The sequence below is a fragment of the Thalassotalea montiporae genome (genome assembly GCF_053485855.1).
Genome location: NZ_JBQRUO010000001.1, coordinates 532,315 through 546,956, shown reverse-complemented (window position 1 = coordinate 546,956; position 14,642 = coordinate 532,315). Strand labels below are relative to the sequence as shown.

The 14,642-nt window shown below is 43.8% G+C and carries 10 protein-coding genes; 1 reads left to right on the top strand and 9 read right to left on the bottom strand.

What is annotated here, in order from left to right; translation table 11 throughout:
• Positions 1–55: 55 nt before the first annotated feature.
• From ACSLUR_RS02265 to ACSLUR_RS02240, 6 genes are all read right to left on the bottom strand, one after another.
• Entirely contained in the window at positions 56–2,788 is a 2,733-nt protein-coding gene (locus tag ACSLUR_RS02265; protein ID WP_448551419.1) for a M16 family metallopeptidase, read from the bottom strand.
• 140 nt (positions 2,789–2,928) lie between these two features.
• Entirely contained in the window at positions 2,929–3,126 is a 198-nt protein-coding gene (gene csrA, locus ACSLUR_RS02260; protein WP_115999145.1) for a carbon storage regulator CsrA, read from the bottom strand.
• A gap of 128 nt (positions 3,127–3,254) precedes the next feature.
• Positions 3,255–4,445, bottom strand: a complete 1,191-nt coding sequence (locus ACSLUR_RS02255; protein ID WP_448551417.1) for an aspartate kinase — start codon at positions 4,443–4,445, stop codon at positions 3,255–3,257.
• A gap of 56 nt (positions 4,446–4,501) precedes the next feature.
• Entirely contained in the window at positions 4,502–7,126 is a 2,625-nt protein-coding gene (gene alaS, locus ACSLUR_RS02250) for an alanine--tRNA ligase (protein ID WP_448551415.1), read from the bottom strand.
• 20 nt (positions 7,127–7,146) lie between these two features.
• Complete coding sequence (locus tag ACSLUR_RS02245) at positions 7,147–7,584, bottom strand: regulatory protein RecX (RefSeq protein ID WP_448551413.1); 438 nt, start codon at positions 7,582–7,584, stop codon at positions 7,147–7,149.
• A gap of 177 nt (positions 7,585–7,761) precedes the next feature.
• The gene (locus ACSLUR_RS02240; RefSeq protein WP_448551411.1) at positions 7,762–8,613 is read right to left on the bottom strand and encodes an MBL fold metallo-hydrolase; all 852 of its coding nucleotides are present in this window, start codon (positions 8,611–8,613) and stop codon (positions 7,762–7,764) included.
• Positions 8,614–8,857: 244 nt separating this feature from the next.
• Here ACSLUR_RS02240 and ACSLUR_RS02235 point away from each other — a divergent pair, with 244 nt between their 5' ends.
• Positions 8,858–10,558 carry a methyl-accepting chemotaxis protein gene (locus ACSLUR_RS02235; protein WP_448551409.1) on the top strand — a complete coding sequence of 567 codons (1,701 nt, stop codon included), beginning with the start codon at positions 8,858–8,860 and terminating at the stop codon, positions 10,556–10,558.
• Between the two features lie 89 nt (positions 10,559–10,647).
• Here the strand turns inward: ACSLUR_RS02235 and ACSLUR_RS02230 are convergent, their stop codons facing one another.
• The 3 genes from ACSLUR_RS02230 to dinB form a co-directional block, all read right to left on the bottom strand.
• Positions 10,648–11,787, bottom strand: a complete 1,140-nt coding sequence (locus ACSLUR_RS02230; RefSeq protein WP_448551407.1) for a PAZ domain-containing protein — start codon at positions 11,785–11,787, stop codon at positions 10,648–10,650.
• On the bottom strand, positions 11,762–13,186 hold the full coding sequence (locus tag ACSLUR_RS02225) for an MBOAT family O-acyltransferase (protein ID WP_448551405.1): 1,425 nt from the start codon (positions 13,184–13,186) through the stop codon (positions 11,762–11,764). Before ACSLUR_RS02225 ends, ACSLUR_RS02230 begins: the two co-directional genes overlap by 26 nt.
• Positions 13,187–13,535: 349 nt before the next feature.
• Positions 13,536–14,600 (bottom strand): DNA polymerase IV, encoded by a 1,065-nt coding sequence (gene dinB / locus ACSLUR_RS02220; RefSeq protein WP_448551402.1) that lies wholly within the window; start codon positions 14,598–14,600, stop codon positions 13,536–13,538.
• Positions 14,601–14,642: the final 42 nt, after the last annotated feature.

Below are 14,642 nucleotides of genomic sequence, written 5' to 3'. Positions count from 1 at the left end.
AATTAAAAAAGGCTACCTGCAAGGTAGCCTCTCAAAACTATAAATAAATGTTCATTTATTCAACTTTACTCATATCACCACCTTTAATGATAGAGAAATCTTTCAGTTTGAAATATTTCTTCACCACTTTGTGTAGCTGCTCAGGTGTTAACGCTGCAAGTTGCTGTTCGTATTTTTTATCGAACTGCATACTCTTGTTGTAATACAAGTTGCCATTTAATTTAGCGACTAACTCTCTATCTTGTGAGCGACTAACGCGCTTACCTTGCAATAGGCCTGATTTGGCTGCTTCAACTTCTTCAGCAGTGAAACCATCTTTAATTAAACGCGCAAGCTCTTCTTTGAAGCCCACTTCAACTTTCGCTAAGTTTTGCGGTGCACAAATCGCATATGCGCCCATTGAGGCACGAGCGTCATTGCTGCTCATACGAACAAACGAGCCAGCGCCGTAACTTAAACCGTCCTTTTGGCGCAAACGAGTTGCTAAGCGGCTATTTAGGAATCCACCACCGAAAATGTAGTTTGCTAGCTCAAGTGCTGGCGCATCTTTACTGTTAACCCCTACCGGCAAAGTAGTTGAAGCAACAAATACGGCATTTTCTTTATCTGGTGTATTAAAGCTTTGATCTTTGCTTGGTTGCTTGTGGTAAGGATGGGTAATGCGTTTATAAGCCTGATCCGACGCCCAATCGCCGAATAAGTCGTTTAACGCTTTAACCACGACCATTTCGTCAAAATCACCAATAACACTAACTTGCATGCTGTTAGCGCCGTAGAACTGCTTATGGAAGGCTTGTAAGTCAGCTAACTTCACTGTCTTTAAGTTTGCTAACTGTTCTTCCATCGTTGCAATATAACGCGGGTGTGACGCGTCAAACGGGTTTTGACGGCGCGAGAATTCTCTAAACACAATAGCTTGCGGGTCTTGCAGTTGTTGCTCTATATCAACTTCGGTTGTTGAAACAAGTTGGTCGAACTCTTTGGCATCAAACGAAGGCTGTTTTAACACTTGTGCCATTAGCTTTAAGGCAGGCACTAAATTCGCTTTAACCGTTTCTAAACGCGCTGAAGCACCTTCAGCATCGCCGCCAATAACCGCATTGGTTTTCAGCTTGTCGAACTCGTCTTTAAGCTGCTCTCTTGTGAACGTCGTGGTACCACGCATCAACATGCTACCCGTTAAATCACCAATTAAGCCCTTACTTTGCAACGAATCTAAGTCGCCCATTTGAGTCGCTACGCGAACAACAACAGACTCACCACGTGTTTTCTTCGCCAATAACGCCACTTTAATGCCGTTGTCTAACGTCACCATCTTAGTGCGACTATCGATATTATCGTGACTCGGGTCGAATGCCTCACCTTGAGCGATATTTTCACGACCTTTGTAGCCTTCTAACATCGCAGCAACACTTTCAACTTGAGGAATTTCAACACGCTCTGGTTTGTCGGTTGGAATGTAACGACCTACCGTACGGTTGTTTTTCACAAAATAAGTATCTACAACGCGCTTAACATCAGCCGTTGTCACTTTTTCAATGCGGTCACGGTTTAAGAAAAGCAAGCGCCAATCACCCATGCCAACCCATTCGCTTAACCCTAAAGCAATGCGCTCAGACGAGTTAAAAGTCAGCTCTATTTCTTTCAAAAGAGTACGTTTTGCACGCTCAACTTCTTCGTCGGTAAATGGCTGCTCCATGGTCTGCTCAATCGTTTTTAGCAACTCAGCTTGAGTAACCGCTAAATCTTGATCTTTGTCTACTTGCGCGAAATACAAAGCAACGCCAGGCTCTTCCCACTGGAAGTTAAAACCAAATGCGCGGCTAGCAAGCTTTTTCTCAACTAATGCTTTGTGCAAACGACCGGTTGCTGCTGCACCAAAGATCTCGGCGGCAACATCTAACGCGGCAAAGTCTTCATGCGACCCCGCAGGCACTTTGTAAACACTGCCAACAAGTTGTACATCGCCAACACGGCGCACTGTCACTTGACGCTCGCCGTCTTGGGCAGGGTCCAATGTGTATAATGGCTCAATCACACGTGTTGGTTTAGGAATTACACCAAAGTACTTATCAACCAACTTAATCATGCTGTCGTTTTCGAACTTACCAGCGACAATCAGTGTGGCATTATCAGGCTGATAATATTTTTTATAGAAAGCTTTTAAACGGTCAATAGAAACATTTTCTAAATCAGCGCGAGCCCCAATCGTCGACTTACCGTAGTTGTGCCACTCAAAGGCACTTGCCATGGTGCGTTGCAATGTCACACGAAATGGGCTGTTTTCACCGCGCTCGAACTCATTGCGTACAACAGTCATTTCGCTGTCTAAATCTTCTTTCGCAATGAACGAGTTAACCATGCGATCCGCTTCCATATCTAACGCCCAGTTAATGTTTTCAGGCGTAGCAGTGAAGGTTTCGAAGTAATTCGTGCGGTCTGTCCAAGTTGTACCATTAGGACGCGCACCATGAGCGCTTAATTCAGCGGGAATATCTTTGTGACGAGGTGTTCCTTTAAACACTAAGTGCTCAAGTAAATGAGCCATACCGGTTTCGCCGTAGTTTTCGTGTTTAGAGCCAACATGATAGGTCACATTAACGGTCACGGTTTCCTTGGTTTGATCAGGAAATAGCAATACTTGTAAGCCATTGTCTAAGTGGTATTCAGTGATACCTTCAATGCTGGTGATTTCATTAGCGGCAGATGCTGACCAAGAAATCGCACTCAAACTGCTACAGACTACAGAAGCAACCAGCCAGCGTTTGGTGGGTTGGGTTAAGAACATCCCGTTCTCCTTGTTGTTTTTATAGAAATTAACATCAATTTAACAATGTAAAGGAAATCGACATCGTTGGAAATAAAAAGGCAAAAAAAAGGCCAGCAACATGCTGACCTTATTTGTATCAATTCTTCTCAAGTTCTACATTAGAACTGGTTACCAGAAGGCTCTGAATCGCCTTTCTCAGCTTGTATGCGCATATAGATTTCTTCACGATGCACAGAAACTTCTTTCGGTGCGTTTACACCAATACGTACTTGATTACCTTTAACACCTAGTACTGTGACAGTTACGTCGTCACCAATCATCAAGGTTTCACCGACACGGCGAGTTAATATTAACATTCTTCGATTCCTTTAAGTATGAATTGAGATCCACTAATTTTTTTAAGCTAGTTTTTGGTCACTGACCTTATCTAAGTTAGTCTAAATTTGAAATTTATCCATAAAAACAATGGTTAAAAATAGATAACTTAGTTCGACGAATCTAAACCGAATCCGCTATGCAGTATTTGAGCTGCTTGAACCAGATTAGTTTCATCAATTACAACAGAACATGAAATTTCTGAGGTTGAAATTAATTCAATATCAATTTCAGCAGACGCGAGCAGTGCGACAATTTTGCCAACCACTTTGGTGTGACTATTTAGGCCAATACCAACTGCTGATATTTTAGCAACTGATTCGCGGCTGCGGATAGTACCAAATTTGTTAAACATTGTAATCTCTTGTAGTGCATTTCTCGCATACTCCAGCTTATCTCTACTCAGTGTAAACAAGAGCTGCTTAGCGAGTGATGACTCACCTACTAACTGCACCATATCAAGTTCAACATTGGCTTTTTCAAGGCAGTCAAAGATTGATGAAACCGCATTATCGGCGACATCAGTTAAGCAAATTAGTGCCTGTTGTTGGTCATGCACAATACTAGACACAGGATTATTGCTTTGGCTTTCAGCTAATGCCTGGCTTTTTGGCAACACAAGTGTCCCCTCCCCTTGACTAAAACTGCTTAATACACGAATGGGCATTTGATGCTTAAACGCATATTCTACGGCACGATTTTGCAACACCTTAGCACCTAAACTCGCCATCACCAGCATTTCATCAAAGCTTAAGCATGGGATGCGTTGTGCTTTGGCAACAATGCGCGGGTCAGCACTATAAACGCCATCAACGTCGGTAAAGATCTGTGCTTCTGCAGCATTTAACGCGACTGCTAAGGCAACCGCGCTAGTATCAGAACCACCACGACCAAGTGTCGTGACATTATGCTCAACGTCTTGTCCCTGAAAGCCAGCTACAACAATGACTTGCTCTTGCGACAGTGCCTGCGTTAAGCGCTGAGTATCAATTGCCTGTATGCGAGCCGCACCAAAGCGATTATCAGTTTGAATACCCACTTGATGAGCTAATAAAGAGATAGCGGAAATGCCGCGCTGCACTAAGGCGATGGCGAGCAATGAAATGCTGACTTGTTCGCCGGAAGCGAGCAGCATATCCAGCTCTCTGCTAGCCGGTGTCGCATCTAATTGCTGTGCCATTGCCAGCAAACGATTAGTTTCGCCTGCCATGGCTGATAGCACGACAACAACCTGATGCCCTTGCCTAACCGTGGTGATAATATTTTCTGCGACCGCTTCAATACGCGAAAGGGAACCCACCGAGGTTCCCCCATATTTCTGAACGATAATCGCCATGTAAAATTACAGTGAGCGAATTAGCCCAATTTTTCAGTTAGCCACGGCTGAACAGATGCTAGCGCAGCGGCAATATTTTCAGGTTGGCTACCACCTGCTTGCGCCATATCAGGACGACCGCCACCTTTACCACCAACTTGCTGCGCCACCATGTTGACTAACTCGCCTGCTTTCACTTGGCCAGTCAGATCTTTGGTTACACCAGCAATTAGGCCAACTTTGTCACCATTGGCGGTTGCTAGCATGATAATACCTGAGCCCATTTTCACTTTGAGCTCGTCAACCATGCCACGTAGTGCTTTAGATTCAACACCGTCTAAATCAGCAATCAATGCTTTAACACCATTGATATCGACCGCTTGACTAACTAAATCACCGCTAGCTGCTGATGCCAATTGTTGCTTAAGCTGTGCAATTTCTTTCTCAAGCTGCTTAGCGCGTGAAATCATTTGCTCAACTTTACCTGTTGTACCGGCAACGTCAGACTTCACCATTGAGGCGATGGTTGCTAGCGTATCAGCTTGGCTATCAATAAAGGTTAGTGCCGCTTCTGCGGTGACCGCTTCAATACGACGAACGCCGGCAGCAATACCTGATTCAGAAGTAATTTTTAACAGGCCAATATCACCAGTGCGATCAACGTGAACACCACCACACAGTTCTGTTGAGAATTCACCAAGGGTTACTACGCGCACTTCGTCATCGTACTTTTCACCAAACAGTGCCATCGCACCTTTTTCTTTGGCTTCATCAATTTGCATTAACTCAGTTTCGCGTTTTACGTTACGCCGAATTTCGCTATTGACCATATGTTCGATTTGGCTTAACTCGTCTGCGGTAACCGCCTCAAAGTGCGAGAAATCAAAGCGTAGCTTGTCAGGGTCAACCAATGAACCTTTTTGCGTCACATGCTCACCAAGCACCTTGCGCAATGCAGCGTGAAGAATATGTGTTGCGGTATGGTTTTTAACAATTTTCTCACGACGTGCAACATCAATTTCTGCTTTCACACGGCGGTTAAGGCCAATCGCAATTTGTGCTGTGCCGTGATGAGCAAACGCATTACCCACTTTGACAGTATCGGTAACTTCAAACGTACCGCCGTCTAAATGTAAAACACCTGTGTCACCTACTTGACCACCTGATTCGGCGTAGAATGGCGTATTGTCTAGCACCACAACACCTTTATCACCCGGCGCTAATTCAACAACCGCCTCACCTTCTTTGAAAAGCTCAACCACAGTACTTGAGTACTCGTGGTTAGTGTAACCTTTAAACTGAGTTAGTTTTTCAGACTTAAGCTGTTCGTTGTAGTCAGTGCCAAATTGGCTTGCTTGCTGCGCGCGCTCACGTTGTAAGCCCATCGCAACATCAAAACCATTGTGGTCGATGCGCAATTGACGCTCACGGGCGATATCTGCAGTTAAGTCAGCCGGGAAACCATAAGTATCGTAAAGTTTGAAAACATCATCACCGTCAATCACATCGCCTGTCATGTTAGCGATAATATCTTCTAACAATGCCATACCGCGATCGAGTGTACGGCCAAACTGCTCTTCTTCAATACGTAGCATTTTTTCAACAACCGCTTGCTGCTGAACCAGCTCAGGGTACGCTTCACCCATTTGCTCAATTAACGCCGCCACTAGTTTATGGAAGAAGAAATCTTTGGCACCTAGCTTGTGACCATGACGAATTGCACGGCGAATAATACGGCGCAACACATAACCACGGCCTTCATTCGATGGCATTACGCCATCAGCAATCATAAAGCTGCATGAGCGAATGTGATCGGCAATTACACGCAATGATTTATTTTCTAAGTCATCACATGCCAACAAGTTTGCAGCAGCGCCGATTAAACCTTGGAAAATGTCAATTTCGTAGTTGCTGTGCACGTCTTGCATGATCGCAGAGATGCGCTCTAAGCCCATACCGGTATCAACAGATGGCTTAGGTAAAGGCTCCATAGTGCCGTCAGCATGGCGATTAAACTGCATGAAAACTAAGTTCCAGATTTCAATGAAGCGGTCGCCATCTTCTTCAGGTGAACCCGGAGGACCGCCCCAAATGTGCTCACCGTGATCATAGAAAATTTCAGAACAAGGACCACATGGGCCAGTATCACCCATTGACCAGAAGTTATCTGAGTCGTATTGCTTAGCGCCGTGCTTGTCGCCAATGCGAATAATTTTTTCTGCTGGCACGCCGACTTCTTTGTGCCAGATATCAAACGCTTCTTGGTCGGTTTCATACACGGTGACTAACAGCTTCTCTGTTGGCAATGCCAGAACCTCAGTCAAGAACTGCCACGCGTACTTAATCGCGTCTTGCTTAAAGTAATCACCGAAGCTGAAGTTACCTAACATTTCAAAGAAAGTGTGGTGGCGTGCGGTATAACCAACGTTTTCTAAGTCGTTGTGTTTACCACCGGCGCGAACACAGCGCTGTGACGAGGTAGCGCGTGTATAGCTGCGCTTCTCTGCGCCTAAGAAAACATCTTTAAATGGCACCATACCGGCGTTTGTAAACAACAAGGTGGCATCGTTGCCCGGCACCAATGAGGCACTTTGAACAATTTGATGTTGTTTGGAGGCAAAGTAATTTAAAAATGCTTTGCGAATCTCAGCACTACTTCTAATCATGGTTTTTCCAACACTTTCGGTTAATTTGCATTCAATGCCGTTAAGCACTCGTCCATCGAGAAGCCACGGTATTGTAAAAATCGTAATCGCTTGGCTTTGTCTTTTTGATCTTCTATGGGTGTTTCACCAAATCGCTTGCGGTAGGCTTGCTCTGCTTGGGTGTACCAATCGACATTCAACTCGTCTAGTACACTTGTGTAGATATCGCTATTGATCCCTTTTAGCTTGAGCTCTTGACGAATCGCATTCCAGCCATAACCTCGGCTTACTTTGTTGCGAATAACGCTCTCGGCAAAACGGATGTTTGACAAGTAATCTTCATCGAGTAAGAAGTTGATCACTTGTTTGATATCGTCAGATGAATAGGCCTTCTTGCTTAGCTTTTGCGTTAACTCTTTAGTCGAGTGTTCTCGGCGCGATAATAGCCCGATGGCGGAGTGTAAAACGTCTTTGTTCAAAAAATATAAAAGCCAGACAAATAATAGTCGGTATTCTACCTAAACCAATGAAGATGTGTAGTGGTTTTTGCTGTGCATTTGCAGAGTTTTAGCGGCAATTGGCGATTCCTGTGCAAATCTGTGTGGAATCGCCAAACTCAAATGAAAATGAATATTTTTTCAGGCTGGATTGCTGGCTTATTTATAGGCTGCAATCAGTGTTTTTAGCCAGCGCTCTTCGGTAATAAAGTTCCAAGAAAGGGCTTTGTATTCTTGCGCGACACCCGCTTTTAAAATATCGGCTTCGCTCTTGCCTGCCCTAAGCTGTGCTTTCACTTGTTTGCTTGTGTCGATCATCATGGCGACAAACTCTTTCATGCCCGCTTTGTCTGTCAAATTGCCATGACCTGGAATTATCACCACATCATCGGGAAAGTTGTTAACCATGTAACTCACATTGGCAATATAACCATCGACGGAGCCACCACCATTGGTGTCTACGTAGGGAAAGCGCCCTTCAAAAAATAAGTCACCTGTGTGCAGCACGTTAGCATTTTTAAAATACACAATAGTATCGCTGTCAGTATGTCCTTTCGGCAAATGCGTTAATTGCACTTCTTCATTCGCTAAGTGAATCGTTACGCCTTTGTCGTAAGTGACCACAGGTAAGGCATCCTTGGTTAATCTGTCATTGCTTTTTAGTCGATTGCGGACATTGTGGTGGGCAAAAATCGGCGCTTTGTGTGAAAAGTAACTGTTACTGCCGGTATGATCACCGTGGTAATGCGTGTTGATAACGTATTTTAGATCTTGATCAACAATCGCCTTCATCGCGTTTTCAATCTTTTCAGCCAGCGGTGCAAATTTGTCATCCACCAACAATAAGCCTTCACCCGTGGCTAACACGCCAATGTTACCACCTGGACCGGTCAGCATATAAACATCGCCCGCCGCTTTACTGGTTTCAATTTTGACGTCACTAAAGTCGCGCGCGGAAACAGTAAAACTTGTTGTCGCGGCTAGTAATATTAAAGAAAGTTTTTTTAGCATTAGTTGTTCTTCTTCATGTAAGCAGAATGTTAATCAAACTGTATAAAATAACCGCTTGTTTGTACAGAACGGTACAAAATTTAGCATTAATAAAATGTAAAAATCATGAGCTAGCCATTTGATTAACCTGAACTCCTTGAGTATGTTAAGAGCTTGAAGCTGATAAAAGGATGAAAAGCTAACTAGCAGGGAATTAGCAAAAACAATTATTAGTCAATTGGCGATTATAAGTAGAGATACCTCGATGAATTTTTTATCCAAAAGTATTCTTTGGAAATTACTATTACCCACCATTAGCTTTTTTCTCTTTGTTATTATTGGCTTTGCCGTATTGCTCCCCAATACGCTCAGCAATAATACCCAAAGTGAAACGGTCGACGGCGCAGTACTTACCGCCCAACAATTTAAGAAATTACGTACCTACTACTCAAAAAATATCGTCCAATCTGTCATAAACCCTGATAGCCCGATCAAAGCATCCACTGAACACAAAGACAAAACTGGCGTGATTCCTGTGCCTGCCACTTTCTTACATGATGTGAGCTATGAAATGAGTAGTGAAGACACGCAGTTCTCACTGATCAGTCCATACCCTTTTGCTAACCGCAGTGGTCGCAAACTTGATGACTTTAATAAAAAAGCGTGGGAGTTTTTAACTAAAAACCCTGATCAAGCCTACTCAGAATTAACCAAAGTAAACGGTAAACAGATAATGCGTGTCGGTGTCGCTGATAAGTTGACCGCGCAAAACTGTGTAAATTGTCACAACAGTCACCCAGATTCACCCAAAACTGACTGGCAGCTCGGAGATGTGCGCGGCATCTTAGAGATGAGCATCGACATCACTGAGCAGCGCGCCGCTGATAACAAGCTAGCATGGATTATCATAGGCACTCTGCTGCTGTTGCTAGTGATTGTCGTTGTTGTGGTCAACATCAGCTTCTCACGCTTTATTCAGCAAAAAGTGAAATCAATTACCACAGCCGTTGATAATGTTGTTGATGGCGACTTAACCACAGAGTTAGATCACCAACAATCAGAAGACGAGCTAGCGGTTATCATGAAATCAGTGAACCGCATTACTCAGCAGTACAAACAAACCATCGAGCTCATTAGTGATTCAGCGAACCAGCTCAAAGACAAGGCTGGCGATCTGAGCACTATTACTTCAGAAGCAAAAGACGGTACTGAGCGTCAATCGCACTTAACCGCAGAAACCGAGCAATCAATGACGGCCATGTTAGACACGGTTAGTGAGGTAATTAACAATTCAACACAGGCAAGTGAAGCGGCGCAAACAGCACAATCAGCAACCCAGCAAGGCCAGAGTGTTGTAGATAACTCGGTATCCGTCATTGAGCAAATGTCAGAACAAGCAGAAGCTGCAATGGCGATTATTAATCAGCTACAAACTAACGTAGAAAAAATTGGTACGGTTTCAAGTGTTATTGGCTCTATCGCTGAGCAAACCAACTTACTTGCATTAAACGCTGCGATTGAAGCTGCTCGCGCAGGCGAGCAAGGCCGAGGCTTTGCTGTCGTCGCTGATGAAGTACGTGCACTTGCCAGTAAAACCATGAACTCTACCGGTGAAATTGACAACATCATCAATCAGCTACAAAACACCACTGAAACTATGGTCAGTACGATGACCACCAATAATGAGCAAGCAACAACGGCAGTTGAGCAAATTCAAGAAACCAAGCACTCATTATTGAAAATTGGTGAGCAGGTTGATGATATTTCCGATGTAAACCAAAGCATTAAGCAATCAACGGAAACACAGACTTTGGCAGCGAGCAGTGTTAATGACAACATTTCGCAAATTGCTGAAATCTCACAAAGTGTTGAGCAAGGTACACTGCAAATTTCAAACAGTGCTAGCCAGTTAAACGAGCTTGCTGAACAAATGCACCAAGTATGTCAGAAGTTTAAAACACGCTAATTTACAGCATAGACAAACAACATCAGTTAAAAAGGCAGTAAGCTACAAGCTTCTGCCTTTTTTATTGCTCAAGCCACATATTTCGAACGCTACTTATGTTGAGTGCTGGGCATTAATATAGTATCCAATGGCACACCACGAAACTCTTGATACACCCGTTTAATATGCCCCGTGATATTGGTGCTCCACTCATCTTGGCTATGGCGGGAAAAATGAGACCACTCTGGAATTTCTAACGCCGTAGATAACTCGGGAAAGTCGAAACAATCGAGGTATGGCGCATTTAATTGCGTGACCGTTGGCAGCCAAAAGCGCTCAGTATAATCATTAAGCAACTCCTCTTTGCGGTAGTCTCCCGATGACGGCATACGAATAAAAATAATATCACCGCCTTTGGCTTGTTGTTTTTCAACAAGCGGCTTTAAAAACTTTGCCAAACTTTGGTTCATTTCCTGTTGTTTCTCTGCAGGAATGGGCTTATCAAGATCAATTCCCGGTGACCAAAAGTTTAAAATTTGTTGGTGGTCAAAGGAGCCGACTTGTTCAATGGGCGGCCACATATCAGTCTGTCGATCAGCAAATACATTGCCTAGTTTCCAACCCCTCTGGTTAAGAACTTTCGCGCCATGGCGTTGCGGTAAATGAATATAATGATCTTTTAGCTCAGGCAGCGAAAAAGCTTCATCCATAAACGCGAAATAATTAGATAAAAAGTTATGGAGGTAAAAGCTCGATACGCCAGCTGGTGAAGGGTTATTGTAAAACTCAAGCGCTGGGCCACCAAAATACCCAGGGCCAATCCAATTGACAAGAAATGGGGTTATTCCCACCACAATAAGACCATCAAAACGAGTATTATTCACAATATCTTCGACGAAAATCGCAGGACTAGTACCCGGTAACGCTAACTGTAATGGCCTAGTCCCAAAACCTTGCTCCAAAATATCAAGATCTGCTGCCCACAATATTCTGCTAGAGCCAGCAATAACGATCCGGAAGTCGTTTGGCCCATCAAGCTTGCGGCGCTCTTGCGCCCACATTTCTTTAAACCCAGTTTGATAGCTGCCCGGAATATGGTGCATTGAGCGCGCAAGTAACTCCCAGCCAATAAAGACAATAAACGAGCATATTGCAGCAATAAGCATAACTTTCGCCCATGGCTGAGCTGGCACATCTCGGTAAGGAATGTCAGTTTTAGCCGACTTAGAATTGGAAGTAGATGAATGCATTTCCGGTTCCTTGCGTAAGGATTATCGCGCTGATCATTAGCGTCAAACATAAAACCGTTAACCATACTGGAAATTTGCCAACCACAGACTCCAAAGAGGTGTCTCGCATTTTCCAGTGGGCGAATAGCAATAAGCTGATGATCACGCAAACTTCAATGATATATAAGTTCGGCAGTGGCGTACTGGCGTCAACGGGCGCAAAGCCAAACATGGATGAAATTAGTCTTCCTGAAGTGTCAAAGTCGGCGGCACGAAAGAAGACCCAAGTGATATTAACCGCCAAAAATGTGAAAGCTGCCATTAACAGGTTAAACCAAAGCTGTTTATTTAAGCCGAGATGCCCCCAGCGGTTGGCGCAAAGCCGCTCGATAGCAAGATAGCTGCCATGCAAGCCGCCCCAAACAACGAAATTCCAGCTAGCTCCATGCCAAAGGCCACCTAACAGCATAGTTAACATGAGATTGATGTATGTTCGCATAGCACCTGAGCGGTTGCCCCCGAGCGGAATATAAAGATAGTCTCTAAGCCAAGAAGAAAGCGATATATGCCATCGACGCCAGAAATCGGAAAAGCCAATAGCGGCATATGGAAATCGGAAATTAGTTGGCAGTGAAAACCCCAAGCACAAGGCCACCCCAATGGCTGTGGTTGAATAACCAGCAAAGTCAGAGAATATTTGCCCAGCAAAAGCAAAAGTGCCTAACCATGCGTCTACAAAACTCACTGCTTGCTTTTGATCATAAACGGTCTCAGCAATCGGCGCTAAGAAACCGTCAGCAATGACAACCTTCTGAAACAAGCCCAAAATAACTAACACTAGCCCCCAGCAAAACTGATTAAGTTTAGTGAGATGAGGTGCAGCAAACTGTGGAATGAGATGTCTGGGGCGAACAATGGGCCCCGCAACTAATTGTGGGAAAAAGGTAACAAATAAGGAAAAGTCTAAGAAAGATTTTGTAGGTTCAGCGCGCTTAAAATAAATATCTAGGCTGTAGGCCATGGTTTGAAACGTATAAAAGCTGATCCCCATGGGAAGAATAATTGACCATTCAGGCACCTGATAGTCTACACCCACGCTAAGCATCAAATTTTGCCAGTTTTCAAGTAAGAAGCCACCATATTTAAAATACCCTAAAATGCCTAAATTGGTGGCGAGACTAAACATCAGCAGTAACTTTCTTTTACTTTGCTTTTGCTCTTGAAAAATCCATTTCGCAACATGCCAATCCACCAAAGTAGAAACCCACAAGAGAACGACAAATGGTGGATTCCATGCCGCATAAAAAAGATAACTCGCCACCAGTAAATTGGCTTTTTTAACCGTCCAAGATAACGGGGAGTAATGAAGTGCGAGTACCAGCGCAAAAAAAACTATAAAGGTGAGAGAGTTGAATAACATGCTTGCTGTACTCCGGTTGGTACAAGCTGTTTACAAATAGACAACTCCTAGTAGGACTGAAATGAAAACATGTTGATTTTAGATGAAGTTTAGCAGAGAAAAGCTCACTCTCAATATAACTGTAATTACGCTAGCTTCCTGTTTGTAATAATAAAACCAATGAGCAAATCATTATACGATTAAGACTAAGCGCTATCGCAGGCAAGGAATAAGCACTATTTGTTAGTTACAAGTATCGTCGATTACTTATTACCATGAAGTAACGTGCTCTTGCCAGATGCTGCAGCTTTGCTTTTACTAGCAACTAACTGATTGAAGGACACTAATAGAAAACAATGTAAACACTGACTTAGTCAAATACTAAGCCTAATTGTGCTGTCTGCTCTTCGGGGGCTTGTAAACCAATATGGATACCCAACAATCGTACTGGTTTACCCTGCCCACGATGCAGCGCTTCTTTTAACAGTTCATTCAGCAGTGGCAAGCTAATTTCATGGCTCTTTTGATCTTTGGTGGTTTGAACAAAATCATTAAATTTAATTTTTACCCCAAGCTTGTTCATTCCAGAGTTTGCTAGATACTTTTCTGAACGGCGATAAAGCTCGGGCAATAACTTTTGCGCCATAATTTCGCTAAGCTCATCATAGCTCGCAATATCATATTCAAAGGTGCGCTCAACCCCTACAGATTTTCGCACGCGCGACACCTGTACTTCACGCTCGTCAATACCATGGCTACGCGCCCAAAGCACTCGCCCATATTTGCCAAATTGACTAACTAAGTAAGCCTCTTCAGAGCGACGAATATCACCGCAAGTATTAAAACCTAACTGACTGAGCTTTTCTGAAGTGACCTTACCGACACCAGGAATTTTACGCAGCGATAAGTTTTCTAAGAAATCCCAAATGTCATCTGGGGCTATCGTACACTGGCCATTGGGTTTATTCAGGTCGGAGGCAATTTTGGCGACAAATTTTAATGGTGCAATACCCGCTGAGGCGGTGAGTCCGGTTGCTTTAACGATTTCTTGGCGAATTTCTTGAGCAATTAAAGTGGCAGAGCCTTGATGTAATGTCGAATGCGAGAGGTCCAAGTAAGCTTCATCGAGCGACAGCGGCTCAATTTTGTCTGTATAACGTTCAAAGATGCTGCGAATAATCTCGCTGACTTCTTTGTACACTTGCATTCGCCCTGGCACGACAACTAAGTCAGGACATTTTTTACGAGCCAGCGCAACTGGCATTGCCGAGCTCACACCAAACTGGCGGGCAATGTAATTACAGGTTGATAGTACGCCTCGGCGATCTGATTTACCACCAACCGCAACAGGTTTATTGGCTAATGCTGGATTGTCTCTGATCTCGACCGACACATAAAAGGCATCCATATCTATATGGGCAATTTTTCTTTGCATCGTTACCTTAAAACTCTGCCTAACAAATACTGAATACTATTC